The sequence below is a fragment of the Nocardiopsis deserti genome (assembly GCF_008638355.1).
Classification (GTDB): Bacteria; Actinomycetota; Actinomycetes; order Streptosporangiales; family Streptosporangiaceae; genus Nocardiopsis; species Nocardiopsis alborubida.
On record NZ_VWVS01000018.1, the window covers coordinates 25,726 to 41,102 of the forward strand.

A 15,377-nucleotide genomic window follows, 5' to 3' on the forward strand; every position below is an offset into this window, starting at 1 on the left:
CGATGGGAGCCCACCCCATGCCAGCCCTACGCTCACGCACCGTCACCCACGGCAGGAACATGGCCGGCGCGCGCGCCCTCATGCGCGCCACCGGTGTGGAGCGCGAGGACTTCGGCAAGCCCATCGTGGCCGTGGCCAACAGCTTCACCGAGTTCGTCCCGGGCCACGTCCACCTGCGCGAGGTGGCCGAGGTCGTCGCCAACGCCATCCGCGAGGCGGGCGGCGTCCCCCGCGAGTTCAACTCCATCGCCGTGGACGACGGCATCGCCATGGGCCACGGCGGCATGCTCTACTCCCTGCCCAGCCGCGAGCTGATCGCCGACTCGGTCGAGTACATGGTCAACGCCCACTGCGCCGACGCCCTGGTGTGCGTGTCCAACTGCGACAAGATCACGCCCGGCATGCTGCTGGCCGCGCTGCGCCTGAACATCCCCACGGTGTTCGTCTCCGGCGGCCCCATGGAGGCGGGCAAGGTCACGGTGGTCGAGGGCACCGCCACCACCGTGCGCAAGCTGGACCTGATCAACCCCATGATCGCCGCGGCGGACGAGAGCGTCTCCCAGGCCGAACTGGACGAGATGGAGGAGGCCGCCTGCCCGACCTGCGGCTCCTGCTCGGGCATGTTCACCGCCAACTCGATGAACTGCCTCACCGAGGCGATCGGCCTGGCCCTGCCCGGCAACGGCACCGTGCTGGCCACCCACACCGCCCGCCGCGCCCTGTACGAGGACGCCGGACGCCTGGTCGTGGAGGCCGCCAAGCGCTACTACGAGGACGACGACGCCTCCGTGCTGCCGCTGTCCATCGCCACCCCCGAGGCCTTCGGCAACGCCATGGCCCTGGACGTGGCCATGGGCGGCTCCACCAACACGATCCTGCACCTTCTGGCCGCCGCCACCGAGGCGGGTGTCGGCTTCGGCCTGCCCGAGATCGACGCGGTCTCGCGCCGGGTGCCGTGCCTGTGCAAGGTCGCGCCGAACACTGAGAAGTACCACATCGAGGACGTGCACCGGGCGGGCGGCATCCCCTCCATCCTGGGCGAGCTGGCCCGCGGCGGCCTGCTGGACACCTCCCTGCCCACGGTGCACGGCAAGACGATCGGTGAGTTCCTCTCCGAGTGGGACATCGCCTCCGACACCGTCTCGCCCGAGGCCCTGGAGCTGTTCCACGCCGCCCCCGGCGGAAGGCGCACCACGAAGGCCTACTCGCAGAGCGTCCGCTGGGACACCCTGGACACCGACCGGGAGAAGGGCTGCATCCGCTCCGTCGAGCACGCCTACACCAAGGACGGCGGGCTGGCGGTGCTGTTCGGCAACCTCGCCCCGGACGGCGCGATCGTCAAGACCGCGGGCGTGGAGGAGGAGCTGTGGACCTTCTCCGGACCCGCCAAGGTGTTCGAGTCCCAGGAGGACGCCGTCGACGGCATCCTCAACAAGCAGATCGAGCCCGGTGACGTGGTGGTCATCCGCTACGAGGGCCCCAAGGGCGGCCCGGGCATGCAGGAGATGCTGTACCCGACGAGCTTCCTCAAGGGCCGCGGCCTGGGCAAGGCCTGCGCGCTCATCACCGACGGCCGCTTCTCCGGCGGCACGTCGGGGCTGTCCATCGGCCACGCCTCCCCCGAGGCCGCCGCGGGCGGTGACATCGCACTGGTGGAGGACGGCGACGTCATCAGCATCGACATCCCCAACCGGGGCATCGTGCTGGAGGTCTCCGCGGAGGAGCTCGACACGCGCCGCGAGCGCCTGCTCAAGGAACTGGGCCGGTTCAAGCCGCGTGACCGCCAGCGGCCGGTGACCGCGGCGCTGCGCGCCTACGCGGCCATGGCGACCTCGGCCTCGACCGGCGCCGCGCGCGACGTGTCCCAGGTGGAGAAGTAGCAGGAAGTAGCAGGCCGGGAGGTGGGGGCGGAACCGCCCCCGCCCCTCAGGAGCAGCAGCCGCCCCCGCAGCACCCTCCACCGGAGGGCGCGGGGGCGGACGCGCGTCCGCCCACCGCCACGGTGGACAGGAGCCGGACCGTGTCGCCGTGTCCCTGCGGGCAGGTCGCCGGGTCGCCGGCCTGTGCCATCGGACGGGAGAGCTCGAAGGTGTCGCCGCACTCGCGGCAGCGGAAGTCGTATCTGGGCATGCGGTCAGGATACGACCGACCCCCGGCGCGTGTACCGGGGGTCGGTCGGGGTCGGCGGCGCCGGGTGGGACGCGAGGTCCCGGCTCCGCCGGATCAGGCTGCCAGGTGGGCCATGTACGGCTCCCACTGGGGGTCGCCGTGGAGGTCACCGTTGATCAGACGCCAGTGGGGACCCTTGGGCACCTTGGGGGTCACGTGCAGCTCCCAGCCGAGTTCGTCCAGGAACTTGTCGGCCTTGCGGTGGTTGCACGGCTTGCACGCGGCGACCACGTTCTCCCACACGTGCGCGCCGCCGCGGCTGCGCGGGATGACGTGGTCGATGGTCTCGGCCTTCTTCCCGCAGTAGCCGCAGGTGTGCCTGTCGCGCCGCATGAGGGCCACCCTGGTGAGGGGCACTCTGCGGCTGTAGGGGACGCTGATGTAGCGTCGGAGCCGGATGACCGACGGCACGTCGTAGGCACGTGTCGCCGAGTGCAGTATCGCGCCCGCGTCGTCCTGGTGGACGACCTCCGCCTTCTCTCTCAGGACGAGCAGGATCGCCCTGCGCAGGGGCAGTGTCGTCAGTGGTTCGAAGCTGGCGTTGAGCAGCAGCACGTGGCGGCGGGCGGTCCCTGTGCCACCCTCCCGACTGCTTCGGGCGCTCATCGCGTCGCCCCAGCCGTCGTCTGTGACGGCCGTGTCTCCTCCCCGGCCAGCCGATCGGCCAGCCAGGAGACCTCCCTGTGCACCGATCCGAGGATCGATGGTTCCGTACGCCTTGCCACACGGACCTCCCGGTGGTCCCGCCGAGTTGCGTCCCGCATTCAGTTTGCGTGGTCGGACCGCTCCGGCGCCACCCCAATTTGCGCTGGGCCGCCCAGAAACCGCGTGTTCTCCCTTTTCCCGGCTCCATTGTGCGCTGACGGCGCTCCGTTTCACACTGGCGCCGCGCCGGGCACACCCGGGTGGATGGCGGTGGATAGGGTGCGAAGTATGCGTGAACTCCGCTACCCCCCGGCCGCACGGCTGGACATCATCGAGAACCTGCACGGCCACACGGTCGGTGACCCCTACCGTTGGCTGGAGGACGGCGATTCGGCGCAGACCAAGGAATGGGCTACCGCGGAGGACGCCCTGTACACCGAGGTCTCATCGCGGTTCACCGCACGGAACTGGTTCGCCGACCAGGTGCGGTCCCTGCTGGGCGCCGGAAGCGTCGGGGTGCCCGTGTGGCGGGGCGACCGCCGCTTCTTCGTCCGGCGCACCGCCGAGCAGGAGCACGGCGTGCTCTACGTCCAGGACGGCGACGGCCCCGAGCGTGTGCTGGTGGACCCCGGGGCGCTCGACCCCGAGGGCCTGACCACGCTGGACGCCTGGAAGCCCGACCACTCCGGCGAACTCCTGGCCTACCAGCTCTCCGAGGGCGGCGACGAGGAGTCGGTGCTGCGCGTCGTGGACGTGGCCAGCGGCGACCTGGTGGACGGGCCCGTCGAGCGGGCCCGGTACAGCCCGATCGCGTGGCTGCCCGACTCCTCCGCCTTCTACTACGTACGACGGCTCCCCCGGGAGCAGGTGCCCGAGGGCGAGGAGAGCTACCACCGCCGCGTCTACCTGCACCGCCTGGGCGCCCCCGCCGACCAGGACACCCTGGTCTTCGGCGAGGGCCGCGACAAGACCGAGTACTTCACCCCGATCGTGAGCCGGGACGGACGCTGGCTGGTGCTGCTCGCCAACCGCGGCACCTCGGCGGCCACCGACGCGTGGATCGCCGACCTGTCCGACGGAAACCTGGACGCGCCGCGCCTGGTCCCCTTCCAGGAGGGCGTGGACGCCTCCCTGTACCCGCACGTGGGCCGGGACGGGCGCCTGTACCTGTTCACCGACCGGGAGGCCCCGCGCGGGCGCCTGTGCGTGGCCGATCCCGCCGACCCCGGCTACGGGAACTGGACCACCCTGGTCCCGGAGGACCCCGAGGCGGTGCTGGAGGGGTACGCGGTCCTGGACGGCCCCGGGCTGGAGCGACCCGAGCTGCTGGTCCTGCGCAGCCGCCACGCCGTCAGCGAGATCACCCGGCACGACCTGGCCACCGGCGAGCTCCTGGGCGGGTTGGGCATGCCCGGTCTGGGCACCGTGGCCGGACTCGTCGAACGCCCCGAGGGCGGGCACGAGGCGTGGTTCGGCTACACCGACAACACCCACCCCTCGTCGGTGTACCGCTACAACGCGCTCTCGGGCGAGGTGTCGCTGTGGGCCGACGCCCCCGGTGACATCGACCTGCCCGACGTGCGGGTGGAGCAGGTCACCTACACCTCCCGGGACGGCACGGCCGTGCGCATGCTGGTGGTCGCGCCCCAGGCGCCCGCCGAGGGGCCGCGGCCGACCGTCCTGTACGGCTACGGGGGCTTTCGCATCTCCCTCACGCCCGCCTACTCGGCGGTGGCGCTGGCCTGGGTGCGCGCGGGCGGAGTGTACGCCGTCGCCAACCTGCGCGGCGGCCTGGAGGAGGGGGAGGAGTGGCACCGGGCGGGCATGTTCGCCGACAAGCAGAACGTCTTCGACGACTGCGCGGCAGCGGCCGAGCACCTGGTCGCCACCGGGGTGACCGACCCCGAACACCTGGCCGTCATGGGCGGCAGCAACGGCGGGCTGCTGGTGGGGGCCATGGTCACCCAGCGGCCGGACCTGTTCACCGCCGCGGTCTGCTCGGCCCCGCTGCTGGACATGGTCCGCTACGAGCGGTTCGGTCTGGGCCAGCTGTGGAACGTCGAGTACGGCACCGCCGACGACCCCGAGCAGCTGGGGTGGCTGCTGGGCTACTCGCCCTACCACAACGTGCGCGAGGGCACCCGCTACCCGGCGACGCTGTTCACCGTGTTCGACAACGACACCCGCGTGGACCCGCTGCACGCGCGCAAGCTGTGCGCGCTGATGCAGCACGCCACGTCGGCAGCGCCCGAGGAGCGGCCGATCCTGCTGCGCAGGGAGTCGGAGGTGGGCCACAGCTCGCGGTCGGTGAGCCGCAGCGTGGCGCTCAACTCCGAGCAGCTGGCCTTCCTCGCCCACCACCTGGGGCTCTCCGTGGACTGAGGTCCCACCCCGGTGTCCGCCCCCGCGAGAGCAACAACACAGGGGTCGGACACCGGGGAGCGCCCGTTCCCCCGGGAAGCGTTGAGACAATCGAGGGGACCCGCCCCCAGGAGAACAGCGCGAGAGGATCCGGACGTGACACAGACCGAGACCGGAGCCGCCGACACCGGGTCGGCCGGGTCCCGGAGGCACGTGCACCTCGCGCAGGTCCGCTACGCCGACCTCGACCCGCAGCACCACGTCAACAACGTGCGGATGCTGACCTACCTGGAGGACGCCCGGGTGTCCTTCCTGCGCTACGGCGGCGCCGTCGAGGGCGACGAGGTCTTCGGCGCCATGGTGGTGGCCCGCCAGGAGGCGGACTACGTGGCCCCGCTGCTGCCCCGGTCGGAGCCGGTGCGCGTGGAGCTGTGGGTGACCGAGGTGCGCAACGCCAGCTTCACGCTGGCCTACGAGATCCGCGACGAGGCCACCGTGTACCTGCGTGCCAGGACGGTGCTGGTCGGTTTCGACGTGCCCACACAGCGCGCCCGGCGGCTCAACGAGGTCGAGCGCGCCTTCCTCGCCGACTACGCCTGAGCGCCGCGGGGACCGGGTGGCCCGGTCCCGGCGGCTGTGGCACTTCAGGGAGCAGGCGTCACTTCAGGGAGATGGTGACGGCCTCGCCGTCGTCCCCGTCGTCGCCCTTGGCGGACACCGAGACCCGGGTCGGGTCGGCCACCTCGGGGGCGGTGATCTCCTCGGGCACGTTCACCATGCTGTGCGCGGCCATGACCATGTACTCCCAGAGCTGGCGCTCCAGGGCCTCGTGCAGGTCCAGGGAGTCCACGGCGGCGCGCATGTGCCTGAGCCACAGGTCGCGCTCGGCGGCGCCGATGCGGAACGGCACGTGCCGCATGCGCAGCCGGGGGTGGCCCCGCTGCTCGTTGTAGGTGCGGGGGCCGCCCCAGTACTGGATGAGGAAGAGGCGCAGGCGCTCCTCGGCGGGGCCGAGGTCCTCCTCGGGGTACATGGGCCGCAGCACGGGGTCGTCGGCCACGCCCTCGTAGAAGCGGCGGACCAGGCGGGTGAAGGTCTCCTCACCGCCCACGGCCTCGTAGAACGTCATCTGCACGGGCTCGTCGCCCGCGCTCTGCTGGGAATCGCGCGCGGAAGTCATCGCCTCCAGATTATGCGACGTCCCCGTTCGCACAAGCGGTGCGGACGGGCGCGAGCTCCCGTCCGCACGCGCCCGGGTCAGGTCCGTCCCGCCAGGACCCGCTCCTCCAGGAAGTGGACCGCCTGGTCGAAGGCCCCGTTCCGGAACGCCTCACGCACCTGCTCACGCGCCCCCTCGACGAGGGTCTCCGGGTCCGGAGCGGTGTGCTGCTGGGCGAAGGCGAGACAGCGCACGCCGCCCGGGACGATGGACTCCAGGTCCCGCACCTGGAGCACCATGCGGGTCAGGGGGCGCCGGAGGCTCGACCGTCTCGGTGTGGTCACCGGTGTTGGCGGCAACGAACACCGCGCCCTGCTCCCCGTCCGTGGACCGCTGGTAGAGCAGTGCGGCGAGCAGGGTGGACCCGGGCGACCAGTCGGGTTCGTGGGGCCGACGGCCGTGCCAGCTGACCTCGGGTAGTGGCCAACCGGACGGAGTGCGCCCGTCGGGGTGATGGGTGCGCCGCAGCACCGGATGCTCACGGCGCGGCCGCAGGCACCTCCGGGTGAGGCGCAACAGGTCGGTCCGCCTGTCGGCCAGGCCCCAATCCACCCAACTGGTCGCGTTGTCCCGGCTGCAGGCGTTGGTGTTGCCGTTCTGGGTACGCCCAGCGTGTCCACGGCGACCTGCACCTGGGCCAGGTCATCCGAACGCCCGAGCAGTGGGTGCTGGCGGGCTTCGAGGGTGAGCCCGCGGCCTCCCTGGACGAGCGGCGCATGCCCCATTCGCCGCTGCGTGATGTCGCGAGCATGCTGCGCTCCTTCGACTACGCCGCCGCGCACCCGCTGTACGGACCGGGCACGAGAACCGACGACCACGGCCGGGCCGGGGCCGCGGAGTGGGCGGAACACCACTCCTCCGCGTTCTGCGGGGGATACGCTTCCGCCTCCGGTCGGGACCCGCGTGAAAATCGTCCGCTCCTGAACGCCGACCTGACCCAGAAAGCCGCCCACGAACTCGTCTACGAGCTGCGTAACAGCCCTGCATGGAGCGGTATCCCGTTGCGCGCTCTGCTCGCCGCGGCCGAACCCCGCGAAGCGGCGTGAACCGCTGGTACCGAAACAACCCCGGAAACCTGGGACCTCTTGGCGATCTGCCTCGCCAGGCATGCGCCGACCCACTCGGGGAACCATTACTTTCCACACACCCCGGAAAGGAGTGAATTATAAACCGTGGATCCGACTCATTATATTAACCCCATCAGGGACAGCGCAGGACAAGCTTACCGAGAGTTCATTTCAAAAGCTTTCCGAACACTCCCCAGGTCCGACCGGAAAAGGTGGGCGCCCGTCTACCTCCGAGGCTTGTTGGAGGTTCCGGGGAGAAAGACGATACGCAGGATAGTGGAGGACTCCGACGAACTGCACTCTGCCACCACGACCCAGTCCATGCAACAGTTCATCAACCAGAGCCCTTGGGAGTGGAACGGAGTTCGCCATGCCCTCGCCACATACGTTCACCAACACTGTCGGGTCAGAGCATGGATCGCCGACAACACTGTTGTCCCGAAACGGGGATCCCATTCCGTGGGGGTGGCCAGGCGTTTCGTGCCCTCCCTGGGCCGCACCGTGAACTGCCAGGTGGGGATGGGCCTGTACCTGGCCACGGAACGGCACGCCGACCCGGTACCGGTGGACTGGCATCTGCTGCTGCCGGGGTCGTGGCTCCAAAACCCTGAGAGACGCGCACGAGCCCGCATCCCGGGCCACGCCGCAAGCGCCCCGTGTGGGCGCACGTCCTGGGCCTGGTCGACACGGCCACCCATGACTGGCGGCTGCCGGGAGCCCCCGTCGTGGTCGACCAGGACTGCACACCCGATGCCGGCCCCCTCGTTCAGGGGCTCCTGGCCCGCCGGAGAACGTTCATGGTCGAGATCGCGGCGACCGATGAACCGGAGGTGCTGGCGGGCCGGGAAGCTACCGCCTCCCCGACCCACCCGGTTCGGACCGCCACCGCTCGCCGTACGGCCAAGGTGGAGCACCTCTCCCGTGCGGGCAGCGGAACGCTGTGGCGGACGGGAAGTTCGATCCGTTCCGGATCCGCCCTCCTGCACGAGGGGTTCGTGTATCCGGTCCGGTTCGCCGATGCCGGTCCCTGCGACCCGACGCCACCGCTCCGTCTGTTGAGGAGCACGTGTGTGGAGGGCACCGGCAGTGAGCGCTACTGGGTCACCGGCCTGCCGCGCCACGAGGTCGCCGAGACCCTGGAAACCGCGCTCCGCGGCGTACCGGCCAACCGATCCCCCAGCTCGAACCAGGCCGGGGCGGAGTACGGGCTGCGTGAGTTCGAAGGACGCTCCTATCCCGGCTGGCACCACCACATGACCCTGGTCTCCGCCGCCTACGTCTACGATCTCGTCCACGGGGTCCACCAGTCCCTCCTCCCCCCATCAGCTGACCGACAAGACCCACGGCCCCGGGCGTTGGAGTCCGTGTCGGGGACCGCACCGGTTCAGGTGGTCCCCGACACCCCGCTGCTCTCCTCCGCCGGGCCGCCCGCCGGCCCTCCGTTGGCACGGATCACGTCCACTGCGGCCTGGGTCAGTGCCTCGGCTCGCGCGGTGAGGCCGCCCGCCCGCCATACCAGCGCCACCTCCGTGTCAGGCGCGTCGGGGAGCGGGATGTAGACGATGTCGGGACGGCCGTAGTAGCGGGCCACCGACTCCGCGACCGGCGAGATCCCCTGTCCGCTGGCGATCAGCGCCAGAAGTTCCTGGAACGTGGCCACCTGGGCTCCCCGTTCGATCACAGCTCCACCGGGCGTGGCCGGAGGGACATGGAAGTCCCACCAGTAGTCGGGCGCCGACGTCGCCACCGCGAACACCTTGTCACGGGCCAGGTCCTCCATCCTGACCTGTTCCCTTCCGGCGAAAGGATGATCCGCGCCCACTGCCAGTACCCGGGGTTCGCGCACGAGCACGGGCCCCACGACCAGGTCGGGTTCCTCCACAGGCAGCCTGGTGATGAGGATGTCGACCTCTCCTCTGCGCAGCGGTCCGAGGTGGTCGGCGAAGTGGGTCTCGGTCATCGCCACCTCGCAAGCGGGATGGCGGACGCGGAAGGTGGTCAGGATCTTCTGGGTCAGCTCGTTGGCCGCGGTCCCGAGAAAACCCACCTTGAGAAGCCCCTCGACACCGCGCACCGACGCCTTGGCCCGGCTGATCCCCGCGCGCAACTGCTCATAGGCGGGCTCCAACTCGCCCCGAAGCTGCTCCCCGAGGGGTGTGAGCTCCACTCTGCGGCTCGAACGGACGAACAGCGGCGCACCGATCCTGCGCTCCAGTGTCCGTACGACCTGACTGGTCCGTGGCTGGGAGATCTGCAAACGATCGGCGGCACGGCCGAAATGCAACTCATCAGCTACCGCGAGAAAAGCCTCAATCTCCCGCAGGTCGACCATGACACTCCCATGTATTGGCTCGGCTTATTGCTCCATACGCAACTCGTCATTGTTCCGCATGCCAGCGCGCAGCAGTGTGGAGGGCGACCAGACATACGCGTTCCACGCGAAGAGAGGCATGCATGTCTGAAACATCCACATCACCCGGGGCATCGGATTTGACACCGAACACAGGGGAGGCGGTACGCGCGACGTCCCGGAAGGCCAACCACCAACGGTGGATCCTTCTGGTCGTGATGACGGGGACCTTCGTCTCCATCATGGACTCTTTCATCGTCAACGTCGCCGTCCCCTCGATCCGGTCCGACCTCAACGCTAGTTTCGCGCAGGTTGAACTAGCGGTGGCCGGCTACGTACTCGCGTACGGTCTCCTTCTCGTCACAGGGGGAAGACTGGGAGACATCTTCGGTTACAAGCGACTGTTCGTGAGCGGAGTCGTCGTCTTCACCGCCGCATCGCTCGCCTGTGGCCTGGCTCCCGATCCCTCCACGCTCATCATGGCCCGTGTGCTGCAAGCGGCGGGCGCCGCCATGTTCTATCCGCAGGTGCTGTCGATCATGCAGACCTCGTTCGCGGACGAGACCAAGGTCAAAGCGTTCGCGATCTTCGGCGCGACGATCGGCGTCGCCTCCATCGCGGGTCAGCTCGTGGGCGGGATCCTGGTCAGCGCCGACATCTTCGGCCTGTCCTGGCGTCCGATCTTCCTGATCAACCTGCCCATCGGTCTGCTGACCCTGATCGGCGCACTCGCCTTCCTGCCCTCCGTCCGCGGTACCGAGAGGCCCAAGCTCGACCTGCGCGGTGTCGTACTGCTCAGCTCCGCGCTGCTCCTGTTCACGATCCCCCTGGTCGAAGGCCACACGAGCGGCTGGCCTCTGTGGCTGTGGGTCGTGCTCGCGGCTTCGGTACCGGCGTTCGCCCTGTTCGTCTTCTGGGAGCGACGTGTGAGCCGGTCCGGGGGGAACCCGCTGATCCCGCCCGGCCTGCTGAGGCTGCCCACGTTCGCCACCGGCAACATCCTGGCGCTGGCCTTCTTCGCGGGCAACGCCGGCCTGTTCTTCATCCTCACGCTCTACCTCCAGAACGGTCTCGGCTACTCGCCCCTGATCGCCGGCCTGACGTTCACCCCCCTCGCGGCGACCTTCGTGGTCGCCTCCCTCACGGCGCCGCGTATGCAAAAACGCAGGGGACTGAGGGTGCTCACCCTCGGCTACGCCGTCAACGCCCTGGGCACGGCCGCTCTCCTGGGGAGCGTGATCGCGTTCGGCACCGACGTCAACGCCTGGATTCTCGTACCCTCCCTGGCGACCATCGGGTTCGGTGAAGGACTTGGCGTGAGTCCGCTCTTCGGCGCGGTCCTGAAGGACGTTCCCGAACGCGAGGCGGGGGCGGCCTCCGGCGTCGTGGAGACCACCACCCAGATCGGCATGTCCCTGGGAGTGGCACTGGTGGGACTGGTCTTCCTCACCGTCCTGGGTACGGCGGAGGGCCTGGCGATCCATACCTCCGCCTTCACCCTCGCCCTGGTGGTGAACCTCGTCCTGGCTCTGGCCGCGGTGATGCTCATGCCGCTCGTACTGCGGGCGCGGACCGCCCCGGCCTGAGTCCCCCGCCGCGGCCCCTGGATCTGTTGGCGTTACGTCGCCCCGGCGGTCACAAGGACCGTCGGGGCGTTCTCAACCCCCACATGACTACCTGAAGTTATGAATGAGAGCCCAGAGTCACAATCGCGTCCGTTCCCCCACGCACGGGAGTCAGTTGTCCTGGTTGTGAGAACATCTCCCGGAGCGCTGACGGATGATCGATGCGACCCCATCACACGAATGCGGGGATAGGAGCTCCAACGCATCAGACACCCTCCAGACCGGCAGAAGATGCGCGACCCGGGCGTGCTCCTCCGTCCCCGATCTCGCAGCGGTGCCGACCGAATACCTGCGAGAGACCGCGAGCAGGCAACCCGCCACGAGGACCGAACGCGACGGCGCAGAGCACTGACCGGAGCGCGTGTTCGCCCGCTGCGAGCTCCAGGCGGGGCACAGCGGAACACCTGTCGTGGATCGACGGCGCCTCACCGCGCCCAGGAACGGAGACCTGTCTCCTCTGGTCCGCAGCCCACCCCTACCGGTGGCGGGTCCAGCACATGCGGTGCTGCGGGCGCACCGAGAGCGGTGAGGAGCGGTACCACCCTGACGCCCGCTGCGTCCTGCCCGCAGGCCACACCGGTTCCTGCTGCTTCTGGGGAGGCGGAAGGCCCCTCCTCGGGCCGAGCGCCACGGGGGAGACCACGCCCGCGCCACGGTCCAACGTGGCCGCCGGATCCGGCGGCCACGTTGGCACGGTCAACCCACCGGCGCGCTCACCGGGGCAGGCTCCGTGCCGACCCGAACGTGCGCACGCGGTCCCGCCGGGCGAGCCGCGTGCGCACGTTCGGCGCCGGATACTCAGTCGCGGGTGAGCTTGCGGTGGGTGACCGCGTGCGGGCGCGCGGCGTCGGGGCCCAGTCGCTCGACCTTGTTCTTCTCGTAGGACTCGAAGTTGCCCTCGAACCAGTACCAGTTGGCGTCGCCCTCCCACGCGAGGATGTGCGTGGCGACACGGTCGAGGAACCAGCGGTCGTGGGAGGTGATCACGGCGCAGCCGGGGAAGTCCAGCAGCGCGTTCTCCAGCGAGCCGAGGGTCTCCACGTCCAGGTCGTTGGTGGGCTCGTCCAGGAGCAGCAGGTTGCCGCCCTGCTTGAGGGTGAGCGCCAGGTTCACGCGGTTGCGCTCACCGCCGGAGAGCACACCGGACGGCTTCTGCTGGTCGGAGCCCTTGAAGCCGAACGCGGCGACGTAGGCGCGACTGGGGATCTCGACCTTGCCGACCTGGATGAAGGTCTCGCCGTCGGAGACGGTCTCCCAGACGTTCTTGGTGTCGTCGATGCGGCCCCGGTACTGGTCGACGTAGGAGATCTCGACGGTGTCGCCGACGTTGATCCTGCCCTGGTCGGGGGTCTCCTCACCGACGATCATCTTGAACAGCGTCGTCTTGCCGACACCGTTGGGGCCGATGACGCCGACGATGCCGTTGGGCGGCAGCGAGAAGCTCAGGTTCTCGATGAGCACGCGGTCGTCGAAGCCCTTGGTGAGGTTCTTGACCTCGACCACGGTGTTGCCCAGGCGCGGGCCCGGCGGGATCTGGATCTCCTCGAAGTCCAGCTTGCGGGTCTTGTCGGCCTCGGCGGCCATCTCCTCGTAGCGCTGGAGACGGGCCTTGCTCTTGGTCTGGCGGGCCTTGGCGTTGGAGCGGACCCACTCCAGTTCGTCCTTGAGCCGCTTGGCCTTCTTGACGTCCTTCTGTCCTTCGACCTTCAGGCGGGCCTGCTTGGTCTCCAGGTAGATGCTGTAGTTGCCCTCGTAGGGGTAGAACTGGCCCCGGTCCAGCTCCAGGATCCACGTGGCGACGTGGTCCAGGAAGTACCTGTCGTGTGTGATCGCGATGATGGTGCCCGGGTACTTGGCCAGGTGCTGCTCCAGCCAGTTCACGCTCTCGGCGTCCAGGTGGTTGGTGGGCTCGTCGAGCAGCAGCAGGTCGGGCTGCTCCAGGAGGAGCTTGCACAGGGCCACGCGGCGCTTCTCGCCACCGGAGAGCTGGGTGACGGAGGCGTCGCCGGGCGGGCAGCGCAGCGCGTCCATCGCCTGCTCCAGCTGGCTGTCCAGGTCCCAGGCGCCCCGGTGGTCGAGCTGCTCCTGGAGCTTGCCCATCTCCTCGAGCAGGTCGTCGGAGTAGTCCGTCGCCATCTGCTCGGCGATCTCGTTGAAGCGGTTCAGCATCGCCTTGGTCTCGGCGACGCCGTCCTCGACGTTCTCCAGGACGGTCTTGTCCGGGTCGAGGTGGGGTTCCTGCGCGAGCAGGCCGACGGTGAAACCGGGCATGAGCCTCGCCTCGCCGTTGGACGGCTGCTCGATGCCGGCCATGATCTTCAGAAGCGTCGACTTACCCGCACCGTTGGGGCCCACGACGCCGATCTTGGCTCCGGGCAGGAACGACCCCGAAACGTTGTCCAGGACGACCTTGTCGCCGTGCGCCTTGCGCACGTTGTTCATGGTGTAGATGTACTCCGGCATGAGTCCAAGCCTAGGGTGTCGCGACCCGTGCCCCCGCCATGGCCCGGTCCTGCGGGAGACCGGTTCTGGGCGGCGGCCGCGGCCGGGAGGCCATCGCCCCAGGGCCCGGGCCCGCGGGCGCCGGTTCCGCTCGGGGATCCCGCCGGAACGGGGCGGCGACCGCCCGGCGGACCCGGCCGCGCTCCGCGAAGGCTCCGCCCCCTCATTCCTGCGGCCGCTGGCTCCTCGCGCGCAGCCAGCGGGGCGTGAACTCCCGCCAGCGCTCCACGGGCAGCCCCCAGGCCAGGGCCCGGCTCATCAGCACCGCCATGGAGTAACCGGGATCGGCGGCCAGGGCCACGTCCAGCGCCGCGGCGGCCAGGGGTTCGTCCCCGCGCTGCCAGGCCGCGACCGCCAGCAGCGAGGCGGGCGCCGCGCGCTGGTGCCGGGGCAGGTGGCGGGTGACCCTGGCCCACAGCTCCTGGTGCGCGGGAGCCGCCTCGGCCGTGATGCGCGCCCACGCCTCGTCGCGCACCCGGATCTCACCGAGGTAGACCCCCAGCCAGGCCAGTTCCTCCCGGCCGGTGACGCCCCGGCCCGCCCGTTCGGCCCGCACCGCCGAGAGCACGGCGCTCAGACCGCGGTCGGTGAGGGCGCCCCGCATCCCCTGTTCCAGGAGCCGCCGGGCGCGCGCCTGGACCTCCTCGGCGACGGTGTCCATCGCGGCTCGTTCGGGGCCGTGCACGGGTCGCAGGAACTCCCGCACCCGCTCGACCTCGGCCGTAACCGTGGAGAGCGGCTGGGCCGGGACGATCCCGTGCAGGACCGCGCTGGCCGGGACGGTGGAGCTGTCCACGTTGACCACGGTTCCCTCGACCGGACAGCAGTCGGCCTTGGCGCAGGTGTAGGACCAGTACCGGCCGCCGGTGACCCGCAGGGCGTCGACGACGGTCAGGTTCCGCCTCCGGGCCGCGGACAGGATCCTGTCAACGTGGGGCGTGACCCGTTCGGGCGGTCCGTAGGCCACGACCACCAGGGCGGTGCAGCCCTCCGCGACGGCCATGTCGACGGGGACGGCCACGCGCTCCAGCGGGTCGCCGGCGGCGGCCAGACGGTCCAGATCGCCGCAGAACGCCGAGTGCACGCCCTTGTCCCGCACGGCGAGGACCACGATCCCCGGATCGGGCGGCGTCCCCACCAGGTAGGGCAGGGTCGCGATGATGTCGGTCGGGTTGGTGAGGGTGAGGGCGGCACCCGCCGCGGCGGGGCCGGACGGCCTCGACCCCCCGGGGCTCCGGGGTGAGGGGACGGGGACGCCGTCGTCCGGGGAGCGCCCGGACGCGGCGGGGCCGGACGGGACGGGGCGGTCGGGGGCTCGCGCGGAGTCGAGGGGGCGTCGGGGATCGGAGGGGCCGAGGGAGTTGTGTGGCTGCTCAGAGTGCATATCCTCACGGTGCGTGACCCGGCGGTTCGGGCGCAACGTCCTTCTTCGCGCTGTG

General features: G+C 70.2%; 13 protein-coding genes and 1 pseudogene. 6 read left to right on the forward strand and 8 right to left on the reverse strand.

Features of this window, described 5'->3' with window-relative positions:
- Nucleotides 1–17: 17 nt before the first annotated feature.
- Nucleotides 18–1,880: a dihydroxy-acid dehydratase gene (gene ilvD, locus FYW99_RS24055; protein WP_150254309.1), complete on the forward strand. Its 1,863-nt coding sequence runs from the start codon at nucleotides 18–20 to the stop codon at nucleotides 1,878–1,880.
- Nucleotides 1,881–1,926: 46 nt separating this feature from the next.
- Here the strand turns inward: ilvD and FYW99_RS24060 are convergent, their stop codons facing one another.
- Nucleotides 1,927–2,130, reverse strand: a complete 204-nt coding sequence (locus FYW99_RS24060) for an FmdB family zinc ribbon protein (RefSeq protein WP_097635453.1) — start codon at nucleotides 2,128–2,130, stop codon at nucleotides 1,927–1,929.
- A gap of 93 nt (nucleotides 2,131–2,223) precedes the next feature.
- Complete coding sequence (locus tag FYW99_RS24065; RefSeq protein ID WP_017566033.1) at nucleotides 2,224–2,724, reverse strand: HNH endonuclease; 501 nt, start codon at nucleotides 2,722–2,724, stop codon at nucleotides 2,224–2,226.
- A gap of 378 nt (nucleotides 2,725–3,102) precedes the next feature.
- On the opposite strand from FYW99_RS24065, the gene FYW99_RS24070 reads away from it, so the two are divergent.
- Both FYW99_RS24070 and FYW99_RS24075 read left to right on the forward strand, forming a co-directional pair.
- Entirely contained in the window at nucleotides 3,103–5,196 is a 2,094-nt protein-coding gene (locus tag FYW99_RS24070; RefSeq protein ID WP_150254310.1) for a prolyl oligopeptidase family serine peptidase, read from the forward strand.
- Between the two features lie 135 nt (nucleotides 5,197–5,331).
- A complete protein-coding gene (locus FYW99_RS24075) occupies nucleotides 5,332–5,775 on the forward strand; it encodes an acyl-CoA thioesterase (RefSeq protein WP_150254311.1) in 444 nt (147 codons plus the stop codon).
- A gap of 58 nt (nucleotides 5,776–5,833) precedes the next feature.
- Here FYW99_RS24075 and FYW99_RS24080 read toward each other — a convergent pair whose 3' ends face one another.
- The 3 genes and pseudogenes from FYW99_RS24080 to FYW99_RS33105 form a co-directional block, all read right to left on the reverse strand.
- On the reverse strand, nucleotides 5,834–6,355 hold the full coding sequence (locus tag FYW99_RS24080; RefSeq protein WP_223839462.1) for a globin: 522 nt from the start codon (nucleotides 6,353–6,355) through the stop codon (nucleotides 5,834–5,836).
- 77 nt (nucleotides 6,356–6,432) lie between these two features.
- Entirely contained in the window at nucleotides 6,433–6,633 is a 201-nt protein-coding gene (locus tag FYW99_RS24085) for a hypothetical protein (RefSeq protein ID WP_150254312.1), read from the reverse strand.
- Nucleotides 6,634–6,649: 16 nt separating this feature from the next.
- Nucleotides 6,650–6,946: pseudogene (locus tag FYW99_RS33105) on the reverse strand (hypothetical protein); the annotation flags it as partial.
- A 113-nt stretch (nucleotides 6,947–7,059) separates the two neighbouring features.
- Between FYW99_RS33105 and FYW99_RS24090 the strand changes: the two are divergent.
- Nucleotides 7,060–7,440: a hypothetical protein gene (locus FYW99_RS24090; RefSeq protein WP_150254313.1), complete on the forward strand. Its 381-nt coding sequence runs from the start codon at nucleotides 7,060–7,062 to the stop codon at nucleotides 7,438–7,440.
- 126 nt (nucleotides 7,441–7,566) lie between these two features.
- Nucleotides 7,567–8,520: an IS701 family transposase gene (locus FYW99_RS33110; protein ID WP_150254314.1), complete on the forward strand. Its 954-nt coding sequence runs from the start codon at nucleotides 7,567–7,569 to the stop codon at nucleotides 8,518–8,520.
- Nucleotides 8,521–8,845: 325 nt separating this feature from the next.
- On the opposite strand, the gene FYW99_RS24100 is transcribed toward FYW99_RS33110, so the two are convergent.
- Nucleotides 8,846–9,793: a LysR family transcriptional regulator gene (locus FYW99_RS24100; protein ID WP_190394786.1), complete on the reverse strand. Its 948-nt coding sequence runs from the start codon at nucleotides 9,791–9,793 to the stop codon at nucleotides 8,846–8,848.
- Nucleotides 9,794–10,029: 236 nt separating this feature from the next.
- Between FYW99_RS24100 and FYW99_RS24105 the strand changes: the two genes are divergently transcribed.
- Nucleotides 10,030–11,397, forward strand: a complete 1,368-nt coding sequence (locus FYW99_RS24105) for an MFS transporter (RefSeq protein ID WP_223839487.1) — start codon at nucleotides 10,030–10,032, stop codon at nucleotides 11,395–11,397.
- 837 nt (nucleotides 11,398–12,234) lie between these two features.
- Here the strand turns inward: FYW99_RS24105 and ettA are convergent.
- Both ettA and FYW99_RS24115 read right to left on the reverse strand, forming a co-directional pair.
- Entirely contained in the window at nucleotides 12,235–13,899 is a 1,665-nt protein-coding gene (gene ettA, locus FYW99_RS24110) for an energy-dependent translational throttle protein EttA (protein WP_150254316.1), read from the reverse strand.
- Nucleotides 13,900–14,101: 202 nt separating this feature from the next.
- Nucleotides 14,102–15,322, reverse strand: a complete 1,221-nt coding sequence (locus FYW99_RS24115; RefSeq protein ID WP_150254317.1) for a DUF4192 domain-containing protein — start codon at nucleotides 15,320–15,322, stop codon at nucleotides 14,102–14,104.
- Nucleotides 15,323–15,377 lie beyond the last annotated feature (55 nt).